The following is a 19135-nucleotide window of genomic DNA, read 5'->3' as shown; positions in this document are numbered from 1 at the left end:
GGGGAGCTGGCAAAAGCCCTCAAAGCCTTGTCAGCACAGACAAAGGCTCTTATCCTACTGCGACTAATACAAGGAATGGCAAGGTTGGCAGCTTGCCCGGACGCACGAGTCCATAAAAAGACACTACAGAGGAATTCTCATGGTCATTGGCAAACCGCAAAGCGATCCCACCCTGGAATGGTTCTTGTCGCACTGCCACATTCATAAGTATCCCGCCAAGAGCACCCTGATCCACGCGGGTGAGAAAGCGGAAACCCTCTACTACATCGTCAAGGGCACTGTGGCCGTCTTGATCAAGGACGATGAAGGCAAGGAGATGATCCTCTCCTATCTGAACCAGGGCGACTTCCTGGGCGAGATGGGGATGTTCGAGGAGAGCGAAAACCCGGAGCGTTCCGCCTGGGTGCGTGCCAAAGGTTCCTGTGAAGTGGCCGAGATCTCCTACAAGAAGTTCCGCCAGCTGATCCAGGTCAACCCGGAAATCCTGATGCGCCTCTCCGGCCAGATGGCGGCCCGCCTGCAGCACACCAGCCAGAAAGTCGGCAACCTCGCCTTCCTGGACGTGACCGGCCGGATCGCCCAGACCCTGCTGAACCTGGCCAAACAGCCGGATGCCATGACCCACCCGGATGGCATGCAGATCAAAATCACCCGTCAGGAGATAGGCCAGATCGTCGGCTGCTCCCGTGAAACCGTCGGCCGGATCCTCAAGATGCTCGAAGAGCAGGAGCTGATCTCCGCCCACGGCAAGACCATAGTGGTGTTCGGCACTCGCTGATCCCCGCGACTGGCGGCCCCGCACTGGGTCGCCGGATAAAAAAGGCTGCCACGGCAGCCTTTTCTGATCGTCTCCCCTATAATCCCGAACGCCCCTGCCGTCATGGCCTTCGCCAAGAGAAATCCTATGCACCTGCAATGCCCTATCTGTCGCAGCCCGCTGCAACTTCATGAAGCCTCCCGCGGGGTCTACTGCGCCAACAAGCACCATTTCGATCCCGCGCCGGAAGGCTATCTGGATCTCATCCCCGGCAAGAAGAATCCCAAAGACAGCGACAGCCGCGCCCTGATGCGCGCCAAACGCCACTTCCTCGAGCAGGGCCACCAGCTGCCGCTGGTCGAGGCGATGGCCAGCCTGCTTGCTCCCCTCGAGCCGCGCGAGCTGATCCACCTGGGCTGCGGTGAGGGTTACTACTGCCGGACCCTGGCCGAGCGCCTGCCGGGCTGGCAATTTGCCGGCGTCGACATCGCCAAGAACACCATCTTTGCCGCCAACAAGGCGCAGCCGGACGCTCAGTTCGTCATCGCCGATCCGGCCCGCGCCCCGATCCTGCCGGGAACGGCCCAGCTGCTGCTGGTCAACGATCTCAAGGTCAAGACCGAGCAGCTGGTCAGCTGGCTGGCACCGGGCGGCTACCTGCTCTACCTGCAGCCCGGCCCCCGCCACCAGTGGCAGCTGAGGGTCAGCCTCAACCCGGTCAGCATGGAGCACCCGCTGAGCTGGCCGAGCCTGACCGGCCTCAACCCCATGGGTCAGCTGCGCTGCCAGTTCAGCATGCAGATGGACCAGGGCCTGCGCAGCTTCATCCTGGAGACCAGCCGCCTCGGCTGGCGCGCCAGCGGCGAGCAGCGCCACGCCTTCAGCCATCAGGGACCGGACCAGCTGGAGCAGGATCTGCTGCTGAGCCTGTGGCAAAAGCCGCTGTGAGCGAATTTACACCATGAAAAAAGGCCCTGACGGGCCTTTTTTATTGCGCGGAGATGTCGCTACAGCTTGATCCAGGCATCGCTCCAGGCCGTGCCCTTGCCGGGCTCATAGGCCCAGGCCGCGCCGGCACACCAGCCGGTGTAGGGATGGGGCTTGCACTGGTAGTTGCCGCCCAGGTTGCTCACCTTGTCACCGGCTTTGTAGGCGGTGCCCTCCTTGTAGGGCGGGTTGCCATCCGGCGGCGTGGTGCCGCCACTGCCCTTGATCAGGATCTCGTGGGTGGCGCTGCGGCTCAGCCCCTTGTCGTCGGTCACCTTGAGCACGAAGCCGTAGCGGGTGTCGCTGGTCGGGGTCGGCGGCAGGATGGCGCTCAGGGTGGACTGCGTCAGATCCGAGGCGCTGGCCCCGGCAGGCAGGGTCCAGGCGTAGCTGAGGGGCTTGCCCTCCGGATCGCTCGAGCCCTGGCCGGAGAGCAGCACGGTGGCGCCGCCCAGCGCCTCGCTCGGGCCGCTGATGCTGGCCACCGGCGGCAGGTTGGTGCCACCGCCGTTGTCCTCGATCACCACCTCGGGGAAGAAGTGCTGCACGCAGCGGCTGTAGTCACGCTCCTTGAACGCGCTGAAGCGGGTCTGGTAGCCCACCAGCTTGCAGGCGTAGCTCTTGCCACCGTTGGGGTTGCCCGGCACATAGCTCCAGTCGTTCTCCCAGTAGATGGGCAGGGCGCCGGCGCCGGCCTCGTCAAAGACCTTCATGTTCTTGCAACCGAGCACCTCGTCGGCGGGCACCGGCACCCCCAGATACTGGGCCTGGGCCTGGTAGTAGGTGATCCGGTTCTGGGACTGGGCATGCTCGGCCGCACCACCGCACTCCACCCCGCCGTTGATGATCTGGGTGGTCACCCCGAAGCCCGGCACCAGGCCGTTCTGCCGGTCGTGGGCGTTGGGCTGCCAGGTGCCGTCGATCACGTGCAGCATGGAGGGCTTGGGCGGCTGCGGATAGACGAAGAAGAACACGGCGCTGGCCAGGTTGAGCCAGGTGTCCGCCACTTTCTCCGGGTTGTCCAGCAGGGTGCGCACAGTGCCGAACATGGCCTCGGAGAAGGGGCCGTAGTTGTAGTTGTACGACAGCTGCTTGGCGCCACGACCGAAGTAGCTCTTGAACTCGCCGTTGTCGAACTTGCCGCACGGCCACTGCTGACCCTGCCACACATCCGGCCGGCACTCGGCGTTGTAGCCGCCGCGCATCTGCTCGGTCCAGCCCATCTCCCGCACCCACACCAGGCCCTGACGCCACTCGGGCTCGGGGCGCCAGCTCTCGTGGCCGCCGGTCTCCTGGGCGAAGTGGGCAAACATGGTGGCCAGCGACTTGCGGCAGATGGCCTCGGCGTTGCGCCCATCGCTGTAGTCGCCGCAGAAGGCCGGGAACTTGGCCACCGCCTGCAGGAAGCCGCGATAGGTGTACTCCGGCGCCCGCAGCGGGAACAGGAAGTTGAACTGCGACTCGCTGAGCAGCCCCTCCACCCGTTTGACGTTGGCGGGGTTGAGCGGCAAACCGGGGGCCACCGCCTCGACCACGGCGTTGTCGCGGGTGGCGATGGAGGCCTTGACCGCCGTCATGGCCGGGAAGTCGGTGAGCGCATGCTCCTTGGCATCCAGCTCGCTCTGGCTCAAGTAGACGGTGCTGCCGTCAGCGGCGCCGCTGCCTCCCTGCGCGGGCGGGGCTATGCCCTCCCCGTCACCGGGTGGCGTCGCTTCACCCGCCCCCAGCAGGGCCCACGGAGAATCCCACTCGTTGGCGACCTGCACGCCCGGGCTCTGGCCCGGATTGGCATACCATTTGGCCTCGTAGATCTGGCCGTTGAAACTGACCTGGCTGCCGCCGCCATAGCCCTGATTGATGTCATAGGCGCTGGCGGCCCACAGCTGACCGCTCAGACAGAGCCCGGCCAGCAGAGTGGCCACAGAGGACTTTCTTGTCATCATATTTACCTCTTGCTTGATGAAAGGCGGGGCTTGGCCCCCGCCAGTGGCACCTCGCATTGCGCGAGGAGAAAGGAGAAAAACACTCAGCGTGCCGCCAGCGGCATGCCGTTGACCGTGTAGCCGAGCCCGGCCGGGGCCGGGGCAAGCTGGGCATCTACCTGTGACTGGTTGCGGCACAGCACGCTGGCACTGCGCGGCTCGCTCGCGCTCGGCACGTTGACGTGGAACTTGTTCATCACGCTGGCGCTCAGCCGGTGGTTGGCCAGCTTGAAGCGCAGCAGGCCGTCGCGGGTCTCCACCTGCAGCTGGCAGTCACTGTTGCCGAGCCGCTCGCCGTCATCGCCATAGGCAAAGCCGTAGGCGCCGTGCAGGGCCGGATAGAGGTAGCTCGGCAGCTGCCCCTGCGGGTCGTAGTAGCCGACCAGGGTGGTCACCGGCACGCCGAAGTCAGCTGGCTTGCGATCTGCCGCCAGATCCGTCGGCGCTCCCTCGTTCCAGCGGCTGCCGTCGGAGCGATAGCTCTTCTTGAAGCCGCGCGAGACGGTGATCTGCTGGCCGTTGATGAAGAGGGTGCTGTTGTAGCCGGCGTTGTGGTCGATGCTGACGATGCGGCCGCGATTGACCGCCGAGGCGGTCGGCAGCTGGATGTTGCGGGTCCAGTTGCCATCCCACATGGCCACCTTGACCAGATCGTACTCGGCCAGCAGGGCGGCCAGCTTGACCTCTCCCAGATCGCTCACCGGCGCGGTGATCTGCTCGGCGAGATCGACCCGGTGGCGGTAGGGCTCCATCCTGGCCTGGCTTTCGTTCCACTTGCTAAAGCCGGTGGGGGATGCTGCGTCGAACACCGCCTTGCTCTCGAGGAAGCGCTGGATGATGGCGGCCGAGTTGGGGGTGTAGAGGGTGAAGCGGTTGAAGCCGGAGAGTGGCTCGCCGCCGGCCATGGCATCGAAGCCGAACTTGCGCCCGTCAAACGGCGCCTGGCACTGACCGTCGAGGCAGGCGCTCTGGCCGCTGCGGCTCGCAAAGAAGTTGGGGATGAAGCGGTTCTTGTCGCCATCCCAGCCCCAGGTGGCATTGATCTGATCGGCGCTGCGGTGCACCGAGCCGGCAAAGCCGCCCACGTAGTGGCCGAGACCGTAGTTGTGGCCCACCTCGTGGCTGAACTCGTTGCCAAGGGAGGCGTCCAGGGTGACGATGCCGCCCCCGCCGGAGCCGCCATGCACCTGCACCCCGTTGGCGTACTTGCCGCGGCTGTTGTGGGCCGCCAGCTGGGCCACCACGTAGGGGTGGCTGTTCTCCCCCTCCCCGGCGGTGCTGTTGATGCCGTAGTTGGCATTGTCGATGCCAAGGGAGATGAGCTCCTTGCCGATGCGCTGACGCATGGTGCCGCTGTGCCAGCCCCCCTCGCTCGGATCAAAGTCGGTGAGCAAAGTGCCATCCGGCAGCATCACTTCCGGCAACGACAGCGGCGCATACTGGCTGACGATGAGCCGACTGGCGGGAATGGTCTGGAAGTACTCCCGCTGGGCTTCTTTATCTTTGGCAAAGGCGAACTGGTCGCGCGGGCTGGTCAGCATGCCGATGTCGATGGTGTGAATCAGCAGCTCCCCCGGCGCCCCCACCTTGAGGTCGCTCAGCTCGCCGCTCAGATCCCCCTGGCTCAGGCGCAGGGTGAGGCCGGGCATGATCCACTCGGCCGGCAGCACGGCGCTCCAGGCATCGCTGGCATAGGTGATGCCGTTGTTTTCCAGTTCGCCATCACGGATCCACTGGCCGCGCACGAATTTGAACTGCTGGCTCTGGCCGCGGGAGATTGTTACCTGGCGGCCACTGAAATAGACGGTGGAGTTGTAGCCGGCATTGGAGGCGAGGCGCACCATCTTGCCCTCCAGGCTCGCGTCGCGCGGCAGGTGGATGTCGCGCACCCAGCGGCCATCGGCGGTCTGGATGGTGACCAGGGCATGGGGCTGCAACTTGCCGAGCAGGAAGGTGCCGCTCGGATCGCTCAGCCTGGCCAGCTCGCTGCTGCTGTTGATGACGGCACTGGTGCCGAGGCCCGGGGTGAAGTCGACCCCCTCCTCCGGCGTTCCTTCCAGGTAGTAGGCGGTCTTGGGCAGGCGGGAGGGGGGATCCAGCGTGAGGCTGCCGAGCAGCTTGCCGGCGCCGTCGCGGGCCTCGAGCGCCAGCGGCGCCTGGTTGCCGGCCTGCAGCGGGCGCACCAGCAGCAGGCTCTTGCGCAGAGCGGTGAGGCGGGGCTGGTTGTCCCCCTCCCGCGGGTGGGCGGGCAGGATCTGGCTCTGGGCAAACTGGACGCCGGCCAGCAGCGACCCCTGCAGATCGTTCTGCGGCCGGGTGGCGTCAAAGACCAGCGGAGTGGGTGGCTGAACGGCAGCCAGCAGCGGGCCGCTTGCCAGGGCTGCGCCGATCAGGCAGGCAAGACGTGTGGTGCATGTGGTCATGGTGGTGCTCTTTGTTGTTATGGGGAAAAAAGGGGCATGCCTGGCATGCCCCTATGGGTTTAACGGTGAGGTTATTTGCAGCTGGCGGCGCCGATGTCCTGCCAGACGTCGTGCTTGCCGGGCTCGTTGCCGCGGGTCCAGTACTGGGCCTTCCACTGGCGACCGTTGTGGGTGGTCACGTCACCGGCGTTGTAGGCGACACCGGCATCCCAGCCCAGCTGCACCTGGCTTATCAGCTTCCACTGATCGGCGGTGCGGCTCGGTTCGTTGCCCTGGGTCCAGTACTTGGCCTGCCACACCAGCTGGTTGTGGCTCACCTTCTCGCCACCGTTGTAGGTGGTCGAGGCCTTCCAGGCCGGCCAGTTGGCGGCATCCGGATCGGTGGCGTTGCAGTCGCCGCCACCGCTGACCGGGGTCACGGTGAGGCGGGTCTTGCCCTGGGCATCCAGGGCGCCGTCGGTCACGGTGACGGTGAGGTCATAACCGGTCTCCACGGTGACGCTGGGGCCCGTCACCACCAGGGTCTTGCTGTTCTGACCGCTGGCGGTAACCCCGGCCGGCACGCTCCACTGATAGCTCAGGGTGTCGCCGTTGGGGTCGGTGGCGCTGGCGGTGATGCTCACCTGCTTGCCGGCCTGCACCGAGACCTTGTCCTGCACCGTGACGACCGGCGGCAGGTTGGGTTGCGGCGCCTTGTTGGTCACCACCACCTGATCCTTGGCGCTGAGGTTGTGGTCATCGGTCACGGTCAGTTCGAACACCAGATTGACATCCTGGCTCACCGCATCGACGCTCACCTTGGCCTTGGCCTGGGTGGCATCGCTCAGGGTCGCCTTGGGACCGGAGATCTGGGCCCAGCTGTAGCTCAGCACCGCCCCTTCGGGATCGCGGGAGGAGGAACCGTCCAGCACCAGCTGGGCCGGCCCGGTCACCGCGAGATCGGTGCCGGCGTTGGCCACCGGCGGCTTGTTGACCGGCGGTGTGCTATCGCCGTGGCCCAGTCCCTCGTGCATGGCGTTGAGAATGTCGCCGTTGTCGGCGTCGATTTCCCAGGCGAACAGGCCGCCGAGCTGGTTGGCCAGCACGTACTGCCCCTTGGCCTTGACCGAGCGCTCGTCATCGAAGGTGATGAGCTCGCCGGTGGCAGCCTTGAACACGGACGGTGCCTCGGCCACTTCGTCATAACTGTACTGCCAGTCGCCGGCCATCTTGCCCTTGGCGATGCCACGGTAGTCGATGACCCCCTTCTCCCAGATCCCTTCCGCTTCGGTCCCCGCAATCGGGCCGGTGGCGGTGCCGGTGAAGGGGTTGTTGCCCTGATACCCGCTGACGCCGGTCCAGCCGCGACCATACATGGCGGCCCCCACCACCACCTTGCCCGGCTCGACGCCCTGACCCAGCAGCGCCTTGACCCCCTTGTCGGTGGTGTACTTGGTGTTGGGATCCCAGCTCGACTCGTAGAGCGCGGTCTGGTGACCCAGCCCGGTGTTGGTCCAGGCGCCGTTGAAGTCATAGCTCATCAGGAAGATGTGATTCATGTATTGCTGGGCGGCGCGATAGTCCACCTTGGCAATCTTGTCACCGCCAGCGCTGATGGCGGAGGTGAGCTCGTAGGTGCGGCCGGTCTCTGCACTCAGCTCGTCGAGCATGGCGCGCAGCTCCTTCATCAGCAGCACATAGGTTTCGCCGTCGGAGGGGCTGCCGAGGTTGGGGTTGGCCCCGAGGCCACCCGGGAATTCCCAGTCGATGTCCACCCCGTCGAAGAATTTCCAGGTCTGCAGATACTCCTTCACCGAGGCGACGAAGGTGTCGCGCTTGGTCTTGTCACCAAAGAAGAAGAAGGGGTCGGAGAGGGTCCAGCCACCGATGGAAGGGAGGATCTTCAGGTCCGGATAGGCCTTCTTGAGTGCCATCAGGTTGCCGAAGTTGCCCTTGTAGGGTTCGTCATAGGCGGTGAGATTGCCCTGCCCCATCTGGATGGCGGCCCAGGGATCGTGGATGGAGACCTTGAAGTCCTCGCGCCCGGCACAGGAGCGCTGCAGCGCCTCGAAGCTGCCGGAGATCTCTTTCAGGCTGTCGTTGATGCCGTTGCCACCGCAGATCGGGGTGAAGCCGTAGAGGATGTGGGTCAGGTTCTGGGCCGGGATCTTGTCCACGGTGAACTTGCGACCATAGACTCCCCACTCCACGTAATAGGCCCCCATCACCTTGCCGGTCTTGTTGACGTAGGGCTTGTTGTTCTCCTTGAGCGGCGCCTTGAGCGGCAGCAGGTGGCTGCCGTCGGTGTCGGCCACCAGGATCTCTTTCTTGTCGGAGAGAGTGCAGCCGTCGGCGTTGCACAGCGCCACCTGCATCTGGTAGCGGCCCCCCTTGGTGACCTTGAAGTTGGCGGTGCCGGAGGCGGACGCGGCACCGGACCACACCTCCTTGCCGTCGAGCAGTACCTTGGCAGTCTGGCCGACATCACCGGACCAGAGGTTCCAGCTCACGCTGACCGGCGCGCCATCGGCGTGCACCTTGACCAGCTTGTTGTAGGAGGTGGCGGCTTGATCCACTTCGACGATGGCGAACTTGGTTTCGCCCCAGCCGATGGTGGGTTTGCCGGGGGCGGCAGCGAAGGCGGAGGAGGCACACAGACCCCCGACCAACAACGCCAGTACGGAGGGTTTTGGACTTAACATAGTTGAATATCCTTATTTCGTTCTTGGAATAGATAACGAAAAAGGCAACGCAACCTGACAGGTAACGCAGACAACATCGCACCATGGCTTGGCCCATGGACGAAACAACCTGTGGTGGCCCCGCTATCTTAGGTACTGCTGACCCTTAGACCGGAAGCTTTGCGTCCCGGACTTTCATCCGGTTTGCCTTTTGCACAACTTGATTTGCGACAAAAATAATCGCGACCTGACTATAAGGGAGTCAAAGGAGGGAGGGCAAACCCCCGAACGGTTATTAATAAACCACTTTTTATCGAAAATGAGCCTCAAACGAGAAGAAAAGGCACTTTTTTGTGTCAGAAAGTGCCGATCTTGCCGGCTGGGGGCCGTCGATTAAAATTCGGACGAATTCCCGGTTTCGTGATCATCATCAAGTTTGGCCGGCCGCAAGATGCTGTTCATCAGCGCTCGCAGCTTGAGCGGCTTGACCGGTTTGCTGATGTAGCCGTAGCCGTGTTCGCGGATCTGCGCCTGCAACTCGCTCTTGCGATCCGCGCTGATGATGATGCCGCCGATGTCGTTGCCGTGGGCGAGACGCAGCATGTGCAGCGCCTGCAGCCCGGTCTTGCCGTCGTCCAGATGGTAATCGGAGAGCACCAGCTGCGGCAGGAAGCCGCCGGCGATGAGATCCTCCGCCTGGGCCAGGCTCTGGGCGCACACCACCTCGCAGCCCCAGCGCCCCAGCAGGGAGTGCATGGCGATCAGGATGTCGCTCTCGTTGTCGATGCAGAGCACCCGGATCCCCTCCAGCTGGCTGTCGCGCTGGGTGGGGGCCGCCACCTGCGTCGTTGCGACAGGACGGGTCGCCAGGTTGAGGGTGATGGCAAACACCGAGCCCGCCCCCGGCCAGCTGCGCAGGGTCAGGTTGTGGCCGAGCACCAGGGCGATGCCGCGGGCGATGGCAAGGCCGAGCCCCAGCCCCTGCTCCCGCGCGGTGCGGGAGTGATCGAGGCGGGAGAACTCGTCGAAGATCGCCTCCTGCTTGTCAGCCGGAATGCCGGGGCCGTTGTCCCACACCTCGATGCGCACCTTGTCGCCGAGCCGGCGGCAGCCGAGCAGCACCCGCCCGCCCGGGTTGTAGCGAAAGGCGTTGGTGAGGAAGTTTTGCAGCACCCGCCGCAGCAGGCGCACGTCGCTGTAGACCGCCACACCGCTCTCCACCACCGAGAACTGGATCCCCCCTGCCTGCGCCAGCACACCGAACTCCGCCTTGAGGTTGTCGAACACGTCGCGCAGGGCGAAATCCAGTTTCTTGGCCTTGAACTTGCCCGCTTCGAGGCGCGAGATGTCGAGCAGATCGGTGATGAGATCTTCGGTCGCCCCCAGCGCGTCGTCGATGTGGCGGGCGATGCGGGCTGGCTCGTCCGCCGGCGGCAGCATCTCCAGCAGGGAGGAGGTAAACAGCTTGGCCGCGTTGAGCGGCTGGGTCAGGTCGTGGCTCACCGCCGCCAGGAAGCGGCTCTTGGAGTGGTTGGCCCGCTCCACCTGCTGGTTCACCAGCAGCAGCTGGCGGTTGAGCTCGGAGAGCTCGTGGGTGCGCTCGGCCACCCGCGCCTCCAGGTGTTCGTTGGCCTCACGCAGCACCCGCTCGGCGTCGCGAAACGGGGTGATGTCGGTAAAGGTCATCACGAAGCCGCCCGCCGGCATGGGGTTGCCCTGCATCTCGATTACCCGGCCATCGGGGCGCTCACGCGCCGAGATATGCTGGCTGCCGCGCTGCATGAAGGCGACCCGCCGCGCCACGTGGGCCTCGACATCGCCCGGGCCGCACAGCCCCTGTTCGGCGTTGTAGCGGATGATCTCCTCGATGGGGCGGCCCACCTGAATGAGGCCGGGCGGATAGTGGAACAGCTCGATGTAGCGCCGGTTCCAGGCCACCAGTTTCAGCTCCCGATCCACCACCGAGATCCCCTGCCCCATGTGTTCAATGGCCCCCTGCAGCAGCCCGCGGTTGAAGCGAAACACGTCGGAGGCCTCGTCCACTATGGTGGCGATCTCCTCGAGCTGCATGTTGCGCCCCTGCAGGGCCGAGGCCAGCACCAGGCGGGCGGACGAGGTGCCGAACACCCCGGCCAGCAGCCGCTCGGTGTGGGCAATCAGCTCGGCGGAGGCCTGCATCTGGGGCGCCAGGGTGCCGCCCCGCTCGCCGGCGAAGCGGCCGAAGGCGCGCTTGACCCGGCTCGAGCCGACGAAACGGGCCGCCAGCATCTCCAGCTCCTTGACCGAGACCCGCGCCTGATAGAGCGCCGTGGTGTCGCGGCTCGGCTTGCCGACGAAGTTGGCCGCCTGCAGCCGCTCGCTCACCGCCGCCTGCGACAGCAGGGAGCCCGCCACATAGCCGATGAGGTTGAGCAACAGGCTCAGGAAGATGCACCAGGCCCCCAGGCTGAGATCGCGAAACGCCGGCCAGTCCGGCGGCGCCAGCAGGGCCGCCAGCGGCGAGCCGGCCAGCAGGCCGCTCTCCGCCAGCAGGGTGGCGAACCAGAGGCTGACCCCGAGGGCGAGGCCGAGGTAAACCCCCTTGCGGTTGCCGTGCCGCCAGTAGAGGCCGAGCAGCAGCGCCGGCGCAAACTGGGCCACGGCACCGAACGACAGGTAGCCGATGCGCGACAGGCTGGTGAGATCCCCGAGCCAGAGGTAGAGCCCCCAGGCCGCCAGCAGGATCAGCAGGATGGCGCCGCGGCGCACCTGCAGCAGCAGGCGCACCAGCCGCTCGTCCCGCCCCTGTTGCCAGAAGCGGCGCAGCAGCACCGGCAGCACCAGATCGTTGCTGACCATGATGGCCAGCGCGATGGTGCAGACGATCACCATGCCGGTGGCCGCCGAGGTGCCGCCAAGAAACGCCAGCAGCGCCATGCCGTCGAAACCGAGCGACATGGGCAGGCTGATCACATAGGTATCCGAGGCCATGCCGGCCCCCACCCACTGCTTGCCCGCCAGCGCCAGCGGCCAGATGAAGAGCCCCATCACGAACAGGTAGAGCGGAAACAGCCAGCGCGCCCAGTGCAGATCCTGGCCCTGGTTGTTCTCCACCACGGTCACGTGAAACTGGCGCGGCAGGCAGATGACGGCGCACATGGCGACCAGGGTGTAGATGGCGAGCTCCAGCAGGCTGCCCGGCGTCACCGCCACCACCGCATCGAGAAAGTCGCTGGCCACCAGGGTGCGAGCCTGGCTCGGCTTGCTGAGGATAAGCCAGAGCGCAAAGCCCCCCACCGCCATGAAGGCGAGCAGCTTGACCACGGATTCGAAGGCGATGGCCACCACCATGCCGCGGTGGTGCTCGGTGGCGTCCAGATGGCGGGTGCCGAAAAGGATGCTGAACAGGGCCAGCAACAGGGCCACGCCGAGGGCCAGCCCGGCGGTATTGCCGGTGGGACCGGCAGGCACAGCGTTGGCCATCAGCAGATCCAGCCCGGTGACGATGGCTTTCAGTTGCAACACCAGGTACGGCAGTATGCCCATGATGGCGATCAGCGCGATCACCATGGCCAGACGCTGGGACTTGCCGTAACGGGCGGCGATGAAGTCGGCGATGGAGGTGATGTGCTCGCGCTTGGCCACCAGGATGAGGCGGGCCAGCAAGCGCCAGCCGAACAGAAACACCAGCATGGGGCCCAGATAGATGGGCACCGGTGACCAGGGCGACTCGCTGGCCTGGCCCACCGTGCCGAAGAAGGTCCAGGAGGTGCAGTAGACCGCCAGCGACAGGCTGTAGAGCAGGGGCTGTCCCTTTAAACGGCGACGTTTGTTCTTGTCCGCCACGTAGGCGATCAGAAACAGCAGCCCCAGATAGGAGAGCGACAATCCGATCAGCAACCATCCCTGGTGCATCTGTAACCTCTTGTCCGTGTTGAAGATTCAAGCGCAGCAGCAGCCAGTCTAGAGAGCCGCCCGAAAAATGTCATCTTCTTATTGCAGCGAGAATTTATCGTTTTTCAATAAAAAATGGTTGAATAAATATCGAAAAACGATAAACATCTGGCTATGTTTATTGATAAACAATAATTCGGTGCTGCGCGTGGCCCACCCTTTCACACCAAGAGGTAAGCGATGAAACACAACAAGCTCGAACGCATGAGCAACCTGATCGAATGGATCCTGCTGTTCGCCCTGCTGGCCACCCCGCTCATGACGGTCATGGGAGTCTGGTCCCAGCTGCTCGGCGGCAGCGACTATCTGCAGCAGGAGCTGATCGACGCACTGGCGGTGCAAGACAGTTCGGTGCTCAACCATGTCCCCCTGACCATGGCACAGCCGGCGCTGGCCAGCACGGCTCCCTCGATTGCCGACTACCCCCTCAACCTGGGCACCCGTCTGCTGGGCACCCTGGTGATGCTGCTGCCGGATCTGGTGTTCATGCTGATGCTGTGGCAGCTGCTCCAGCTGTTTCGCGGCTATCGGCAGGCCATGCTGTTCACCTTCAGCCAGATCCGCCGCTACCAGTTGATCGGCCTGCTGCTCTGTGTCAGTTTCGTCACCAAAATCATCACGACCCCGCTGCTGGACATTGTGCTCACCCTGCCGGGCCCCGAACTGCACGGCCAGATCAACATAGGTTCATCGGACTTCCAGTTGCTGCTGGCCGGGCTTATCGTGTCGGCGCTGGCGCTGGTGATGCGCGAGGCCAAGCGGCTGGCCGATGAACAACAACTGACGGTGTGAGGAACCCATGCCCATCATCATCCGACTCGATGCCCTGCTGGCCGAACGCAAAATGACTGCCCGCGAGCTGGCCCTGCGGGTCAACATCACCGAGGCCAACCTCTCCATCCTGAAAAACGGTCATGCCAAGGCGGTGCGCTTCTCTACCCTGGAGGCTATTTGCCGCGAACTGGGCTGCCAGCCCGGTGATCTGCTGGCCTTTGAGCAGGAGTCCTGAGCCAGCCGTCACCATGCAACAAGGGGAGCCGAGGCTCCCCTTTTTCGTTGCTGATCAATGTGGCTGCTGACCGGACAGGGCCACTCAGGCGGCCTTCAGCTCGCCCTCCCGCAGGCGCAGCACGAACACCGGCAGCACCACCAGCACCATCAGGAAGAAGATGCCGCCCCCCAGCGGTTCGAACAGCAGGCCGCACAGGGTCATCAGGGCGGCCACCGTCATGCCGAGCCCCAGCGCCGCATAGAGCGCCTGGGTCGGGATCAGCTGTTCGGCCGGCAGCTGACGGGTCATGAAGCGCACGGCGCCGAGGTGGCTGACGCAGAAGGTGACCGCATGCAGCAGTTGCCCCGCCACCAGCACCAGCAGCTCGGTGGAGGCACCGAGCAGGATCCAGCGCACCACGCAGCCCAGCGCCCCCACCAGAAACAGGGTCTGGGCGCCGAAGCGGTTGAGAAAGCGCTTGTCGGCGGCGAACATGCCGATCTCCGCCACCACCCCCAGCGCCCACAGATAACCGATGGTGGTGCCGCTGTAACCCGCAGCCTTCCAGTGCATGGCACTGAAGCCGTAATAGGCGGCGTGGCTGCCCTGCAGCAGGGCCGAGATCAGCAGGAAGCGGCGCACCGAGGGGGACTTGAGGGTATCGAGCAGGGAGGCCTTGGCCCGCTCGCCCTGAATGTCCTGCGGCGCCGGGTGTAGCGGCAGCCAGCTCAGCAGCAGCATCAGCAGCAGCCCGGCCACCATGGTGTGCAGTATCCAGTCGCTGCCAAAATTCCCCACCAGCGCCCCCACCAGGGTCGAGGCGACGATGAAGGCGAACGAGCCGCACAGGCGCACCTTGCCGTAGTCGAGGTGTGCCTGCACCACCATGCGGGTGGCCAGCGCCTCCCCCACCGGCATCAGGGTCGGGTAGATGAAGTTCGCCACCAGGGTCAGCCCCACCAGCCACCAGAGGTTGTGGCTGAGGTAAAAGCCGAGGAAGGCCAGCAGACTGAGCAGGCAGAGCAGGCGGGTGACCGGCAGCAGGTGCCCCGCCCCCTTGATCTGCCCCATCACCATCAGATTGCCGGCAAAGCGGATCGCCATGCCCGCGCCGAGCAGCAGGCCGATCATCTCGGCGCTGACCCCGATCCCCTCCAGCCAGAGCGACCAGAACGGCAGATAGGCACCGTAGACGAAGTAGAAAGCGCCAAAAAACAGGGCTAACCAGGAGAAGGCGGGCATAGATCCTCGACACAGAGAAGCGGGGCACAAATGATAACCGATTTGTCGGTGGGGATCCTGCGATCCCGGGTGGGACGCCGCGCAGATAATAATGAAAAACATCAATAAAATTGAACTATTGGCGCAAGGCCGGTGTCTATTGAGTAACACCTCCTCCTGGTTAGTGTTGCAATCCTTCCACCCGCCTTCGGCGGGTTTCTTTTTGGCCGCCTTTTTGTCCGCCATCGGAGGCCCGGTTCCCGCCATGAAAAAGGGGCCCGCAGGCCCCTTGTCGTGGTGTGCATTCATCAGAACACGTACTTGACCCGTGCACTCAGGTTGCGACCCGGCTCGGTCTGGCGGCTGGTGCTGGCACTGGCGCTCTGGCCGGTGATGCTCTCGTAGTTGACGTACTCCTTGTCGAACAAGTTGAAGACGCCCACGTTGAACTGCAGATCCTGCACCGGCTTGAACTGGGCATAGATATCCACCACGCCCCAGCCCGCGCTCTTGATGTTGTCGTTGCCCTTGGCATCCTTGCCCACCTTGCTCATGTCGTCGGCAAAGCGCAGGGCGGTGTTGATGTTCCAGTTGGGCTGCTCCAGTCGAACACCCAGGGTCCCCTTGAGCGGGCTCAGGCTGTTGATGTAGTTGCCGTCGCCATCCTTACCCTCGATGTAGGAGAGGTTGCCCCAGACGTTGACCAGATCGTTCAGCCAGTAGTCCGCCTTGGCCTCGGCCCCCTTGGTGGTCGCCTTGTCCAGGTTCTGATACTGATACAGCGCGGTGCGGCCCTCGGTGCCGACCCCGGCCAACTCGATGAAGTCTTCAAACTTGTTGTAGAAGGTGGCCACTTCATAGCTGAAGCCACCGGCGCTGCCGCGCACCCCCAGATCGATGCCGTCGCTGCTCTCGGGCTTGAGGTTCGGGTTGGGCTCGATGCGATAACCGTATGCCTGGTGGTTCAGGGTCGAGAACGCGTTGTCATACATGGGGGTCTTGTAGCCGTGGCTGTACTGGGCGAACAGGTTGGCTGCCTCGTGCGCCTTGAACACCAGCCCCAGCTTGGGCGAGAACTCCCCTTCGGAGAAGCGCTTGAGGTTCTCGCCGGTATAGGCAGGATCCTGATCCGGGTTCATCCGGTAGTAGTCGTAGCGGGCACCCGGCGTCAGCACCCAGCGCTCGCCGAATTTCAGCTCGTCGAACGCCCACAGGGCGCCGTGCTCGGTGGTGGTGGAGGGGAAGCTCAGCTCGTTGTAGCCGACGAAATCCCCCGGCACGGTCGGCGCCTTGAAGCGGGTCCGCTCGTTGTCGGTGTGCTCATACTCCAGGCCCCAGGCCAGCCGCTGGCTCGCCAGCGCCTTGCTGAACTTCAGCTGGGCGCCCAGGCTCTTCTGCTCGAAACCATTGTTGTCCAGCGAGTTCTTGGTCACATAGGGGTTGGTCGGCCGCACCGGGTATTTGGAAGAGGCGTACTGATCCATGGTCTGCTTGGTGCGGGCGTAGTAGAGCTTGCTGTCGATGCGATCGACCCAGGGCGCGTTCAGGGCGATGCCGTGATCCAGCACCAGCGACAGGTTGTCGGTCTCCTTGTCGGTGATCGGCTGGTTGAAGACCGAGCCCGCCTTGGTGAGGTCGACGGCATCGGGGTCCTGCCCCTCGTTGAAGTAGTCGACGGTCAGCTTGAGGAACTGGGCATCGCTCAGGTTCCACTGGCTCTTGAACAGCACGGCCTGGCTGACGATGTCGAACTCGTTCTTGTCGCCGTCGTAGTTCTGGGTCACCCCGCCGTCACGCCAGGTGTAGCGCAGCAGGTTTTCGAACGCGCCGGCGCGCAGGGCCCCGGTGACGCCGGCCATCTTCTGGTGGCTGCTGGAGGCATAACCGGTGGTGGCATCCAGGTAGCTGTCGCGACCCTTGAGGAAATCGGCCGCATCCTTGGTGGTGATGGCGATGACGCCGCCCAGTGCATCGGAGCCGTAGGCCGCCGAGGCCGGTCCCTTGACCACCTCGACCTGCTTGATCATGTCGGTGTCGAAATAACTCTGGCCCACGCCGCCGTTCTTGTAGGCGTCGTTCTGGCGCACGCCGTCGCGCACTATCTTGACCCGGTTCTCGCCCATGCCGCGAATGATGAAGGTCTGGGCATCGCCGGCGCCGCCGAGGGCGGTGACGCCCGGCTCGTAACGGAACAGGTCGGCGACGTTGCTCACCACCTGCTCTTCAATCTGTTCGGCGGTGATGACCGAGATGGGGCCGGAGACATCCTCCAGTTTCTGCTCCATCCGAGAGCCACTGACCACCATGACTTCATCTGCTTTCTTGTCCGCCGCAAAAACCGGGGAAGCGAGGCCGGCTGCCACGGCAAGGGCGACCAGCGATAGGGTGTTGTTATGGGCCACTGCAAATCCTTATTGAGAACTGTTATCAAACAGCTGGCATCTTACCCACCTCTCAACAAAGATCAATAATAAACGGAATCATTCTCATTTTCTTTTGTCGTAATTCGGTTCTACACTACGCCCCTCTGTTTTCCCGCCCGCCATGCTGCCATTGTATGGTGCAGGCACCTCATCGCTGCGAGACATCCATGACCCGACTACTGCCCCTGTTCACCCTGCCCCTGCTGCTGGCCGCCTGTGCCACGACGGCCCCCGTCAACGATGCCGGCACCCTCTATCACTATCAGCTCAAGGCCCCCCAGGGGGAGGCGCTGACCCTCGAACAGGCCCTAGCCCGGGTGGCGGATGCCGACATAGTGCTGGTGGGCGAGCTGCACACCCATCCGGCGGTGCACCTGCTGCAGGCCAGAATGCTGGCGGGCCTGGCCGCAGACGGTCGCCCTCTGGTGCTCTCCATGGAGCAGTTCAGCCGCGCCGATCAGCCGGTGCTGGATGCCTACCTGGCCGGTCGAATCGGCGAGGCGGCGCTCATTCGTGACGGCAACGCCTGGCCCAACTACCAGAGCGACTATCGCCCGCTGGTGGAGTTCGCCAAGGCGCACCACCTGCCGGTCATCGCCGCCAATGCGCCCAAACCGCTGGTGAGCTGTGTCGGCCAGGAGGGGCCGGCCTGGCTGGAGCAACTGCCCGCCAGCCGTCGCAGCCAGCTGGCCCGCACCCTCACCCTCGGCGATGATCCCTATCGCCAGAAGTTCATGGCCTCGCTTCATCATGGCGATGCCGACAGCAACGCCCGCCGCTTTGCCGCCCAGACCAGCTGGGACGACACCATGGCCGAGAGCATGGTGGATTACCTGCGCAGCCACCCGGGCCAGCGCATCATGCACATCGCCGGCAACTTCCACGTAGAGGGCGGGCTGGGGCTGGCCAGCCGCATCGCCAGCCGCAATCCGGATCTCAAGGTGGCGCTGGTCGTGCCGGAGCTGACGGCGCCACCAGCGGGTGAGGGGCAAGCAGCGGCCGGCCGGGTTGCCGACGTGCGGGTCGGCATCGCCCCCCTGCCGGAACGCTGGCTAAATGCCGATGAAATGAAGCAAGATATGGGCGCACTGCATCAATCCCGCAGTCGTGACTGCAGCCAGTGGCTGCAACCCTGACCTTGCGTCTGAGGAGCCCAGTGGCTGCCACCCTGACAAACATTTGCCCAAGGATCTCATATGGATGTGTTACTGGTCATCGACATGCAACAGGGGCTGTTCACCCAGCCTCGCCATCAGGACGCCCAGGTCATCGCCAATATCAATCGATTGGCCGAACGCGTGCGGGCAGAACAGGGTCGTGTCATCTATGTGCAGCACGACGAACCCAGCACCGAGCTGGATCCCGCCAGCCCGGGCTGGCAGCTGCACGCCGATCTCGCCCCACAGGGGCATGACAGCCGGGTACGCAAGACCGCCTGCGACAGCTTTCTCGACACCGAGCTCGGTTTCCTGCTTGCGGAGCAGCCGGTAGACAGGCTGCTCATCTGCGGCTGTGCCACCGACTTTTGCGTCGACACCACGCTGCGCAGCGCAGCCGCCCGCGGCTTCGAGGTGGTGGCGGTGACCGACGCCCACACCACGGCGGACAGGCCCCACCTGAGCGCGGAGCAGATCATCGAGCACCATCACTGGATGTGGCGTCACCTCAGCCTGCCAAAAGGCAGAAGCGTGACCCTGCTCACGACGGATGAGCTGCTCGGCGCCACCCAACCGGAGCCGGCATGTTAATCTGCCCGCT

Annotated in this window: 12 protein-coding genes and 1 riboswitch; of the genes, 6 read left to right on the top strand and 6 right to left on the bottom strand. The window is 64.4% G+C overall.

Going from position 1 to position 19135, the window contains the following annotated elements:
- Positions 1 to 139 precede the first annotated feature (139 nt).
- On the top strand, positions 140 to 778 hold the full coding sequence (crp, locus tag QLG02_RS16570) for a cAMP-activated global transcriptional regulator CRP (protein WP_011704916.1): 639 nt from the start codon (positions 140 to 142) through the stop codon (positions 776 to 778).
- Between the two features lie 126 nt (positions 779 to 904).
- Positions 905 to 1705, top strand: a complete 801-nt coding sequence (locus tag QLG02_RS16565; RefSeq protein ID WP_282465683.1) for a putative RNA methyltransferase — start codon at positions 905 to 907, stop codon at positions 1703 to 1705.
- 59 nt (positions 1706 to 1764) lie between these two features.
- On the opposite strand, the gene QLG02_RS16560 is transcribed toward QLG02_RS16565, so the two are convergent.
- The 4 genes from QLG02_RS16560 to QLG02_RS16545 form a co-directional block, all read right to left on the bottom strand.
- Complete coding sequence (locus QLG02_RS16560; protein WP_236660025.1) at positions 1765 to 3687, bottom strand: glycoside hydrolase family 19 protein; 1923 nt, start codon at positions 3685 to 3687, stop codon at positions 1765 to 1767.
- Positions 3688 to 3770: 83 nt separating this feature from the next.
- Complete coding sequence (locus QLG02_RS16555; RefSeq protein WP_282465682.1) at positions 3771 to 6149, bottom strand: M66 family metalloprotease; 2379 nt, start codon at positions 6147 to 6149, stop codon at positions 3771 to 3773.
- A 71-nt stretch (positions 6150 to 6220) separates the two neighbouring features.
- A complete protein-coding gene (locus QLG02_RS16550) occupies positions 6221 to 8830 on the bottom strand; it encodes a glycosyl hydrolase family 18 protein (RefSeq protein ID WP_282465681.1) in 2610 nt (869 codons plus the stop codon).
- Positions 8831 to 8940: 110 nt separating this feature from the next.
- Positions 8941 to 9028, bottom strand: a riboswitch (cyclic di-GMP riboswitch).
- Between the two features lie 174 nt (positions 9029 to 9202).
- Positions 9203 to 12703, bottom strand: a complete 3501-nt coding sequence (locus QLG02_RS16545; RefSeq protein ID WP_282465680.1) for a PAS domain-containing hybrid sensor histidine kinase/response regulator — start codon at positions 12701 to 12703, stop codon at positions 9203 to 9205.
- A gap of 219 nt (positions 12704 to 12922) precedes the next feature.
- Between QLG02_RS16545 and QLG02_RS16540 the strand changes: the two genes are divergently transcribed.
- On the top strand, positions 12923 to 13534 hold the full coding sequence (locus QLG02_RS16540; protein ID WP_106551881.1) for a DUF2975 domain-containing protein: 612 nt from the start codon (positions 12923 to 12925) through the stop codon (positions 13532 to 13534).
- A gap of 7 nt (positions 13535 to 13541) precedes the next feature.
- Positions 13542 to 13751 carry a helix-turn-helix transcriptional regulator gene (locus QLG02_RS16535; protein WP_011704909.1) on the top strand — a complete coding sequence of 70 codons (210 nt, stop codon included), beginning with the start codon at positions 13542 to 13544 and terminating at the stop codon, positions 13749 to 13751.
- Between the two features lie 84 nt (positions 13752 to 13835).
- On the opposite strand, the gene QLG02_RS16530 is transcribed toward QLG02_RS16535, so the two are convergent.
- Together QLG02_RS16530 and QLG02_RS16525 are read right to left on the bottom strand one after the other, a co-directional pair.
- A complete protein-coding gene (locus QLG02_RS16530) occupies positions 13836 to 14975 on the bottom strand; it encodes a 3-phenylpropionate MFS transporter (RefSeq protein WP_043124925.1) in 1140 nt (379 codons plus the stop codon).
- A 287-nt stretch (positions 14976 to 15262) separates the two neighbouring features.
- Positions 15263 to 17356, bottom strand: coding sequence for a TonB-dependent hemoglobin/transferrin/lactoferrin family receptor (locus QLG02_RS16525; RefSeq protein ID WP_206819451.1), 2094 nt, complete (start codon positions 17354 to 17356; stop codon positions 15263 to 15265).
- A 188-nt stretch (positions 17357 to 17544) separates the two neighbouring features.
- Between QLG02_RS16525 and QLG02_RS16520 the strand changes: the two genes are divergently transcribed.
- Both QLG02_RS16520 and QLG02_RS16515 read left to right on the top strand, forming a co-directional pair.
- Positions 17545 to 18513 carry a ChaN family lipoprotein gene (locus tag QLG02_RS16520; protein ID WP_282465679.1) on the top strand — a complete coding sequence of 323 codons (969 nt, stop codon included), beginning with the start codon at positions 17545 to 17547 and terminating at the stop codon, positions 18511 to 18513.
- A gap of 60 nt (positions 18514 to 18573) precedes the next feature.
- The gene (locus QLG02_RS16515; protein ID WP_282465678.1) at positions 18574 to 19125 is read left to right on the top strand and encodes a cysteine hydrolase family protein; all 552 of its coding nucleotides are present in this window, start codon (positions 18574 to 18576) and stop codon (positions 19123 to 19125) included.
- Positions 19126 to 19135 lie beyond the last annotated feature (10 nt).

The sequence above is a fragment of the Aeromonas sp. V90_14 genome, assembly GCF_029967615.1.
Classification (GTDB): Bacteria; Pseudomonadota; Gammaproteobacteria; order Enterobacterales; family Aeromonadaceae; genus Aeromonas; species Aeromonas hydrophila.
The sequence above is the reverse complement of the archived record's forward strand: the minus strand, read 5'-3'. Positions and strand labels throughout refer to the sequence as shown.

Excerpts from the sequence above, each read along its gene's own strand:
- QLG02_RS16555 (WP_282465682.1), bottom strand. The coding sequence starts at position 6,149 with ATGACCACATGCACCACACGTCTTGCCTGCCTGATCGGCGCAGCCCTG.
- QLG02_RS16540 (WP_106551881.1), top strand. The coding sequence starts at position 12,923 with ATGAAACACAACAAGCTCGAACGCATGAGCAACCTGATCGAATGGATC.
- QLG02_RS16515 (WP_282465678.1), top strand. The coding sequence starts at position 18,574 with ATGGATGTGTTACTGGTCATCGACATGCAACAGGGGCTGTTCACCCAG.
- QLG02_RS16530 (WP_043124925.1), bottom strand. The coding sequence starts at position 14,975 with ATGCCCGCCTTCTCCTGGTTAGCCCTGTTTTTTGGCGCTTTCTACTTC.
- QLG02_RS16565 (WP_282465683.1), top strand. The coding sequence starts at position 905 with ATGCACCTGCAATGCCCTATCTGTCGCAGCCCGCTGCAACTTCATGAA.
- QLG02_RS16545 (WP_282465680.1), bottom strand. The coding sequence starts at position 12,703 with ATGCACCAGGGATGGTTGCTGATCGGATTGTCGCTCTCCTATCTGGGG.
- QLG02_RS16560 (WP_236660025.1), bottom strand. The coding sequence starts at position 3,687 with ATGATGACAAGAAAGTCCTCTGTGGCCACTCTGCTGGCCGGGCTCTGT.
- QLG02_RS16520 (WP_282465679.1), top strand. The coding sequence starts at position 17,545 with ATGACCCGACTACTGCCCCTGTTCACCCTGCCCCTGCTGCTGGCCGCC.
- QLG02_RS16535 (WP_011704909.1), top strand. The coding sequence starts at position 13,542 with ATGCCCATCATCATCCGACTCGATGCCCTGCTGGCCGAACGCAAAATG.
- QLG02_RS16550 (WP_282465681.1), bottom strand. The coding sequence starts at position 8,830 with ATGTTAAGTCCAAAACCCTCCGTACTGGCGTTGTTGGTCGGGGGTCTG.
- crp (WP_011704916.1), top strand. The coding sequence starts at position 140 with ATGGTCATTGGCAAACCGCAAAGCGATCCCACCCTGGAATGGTTCTTG.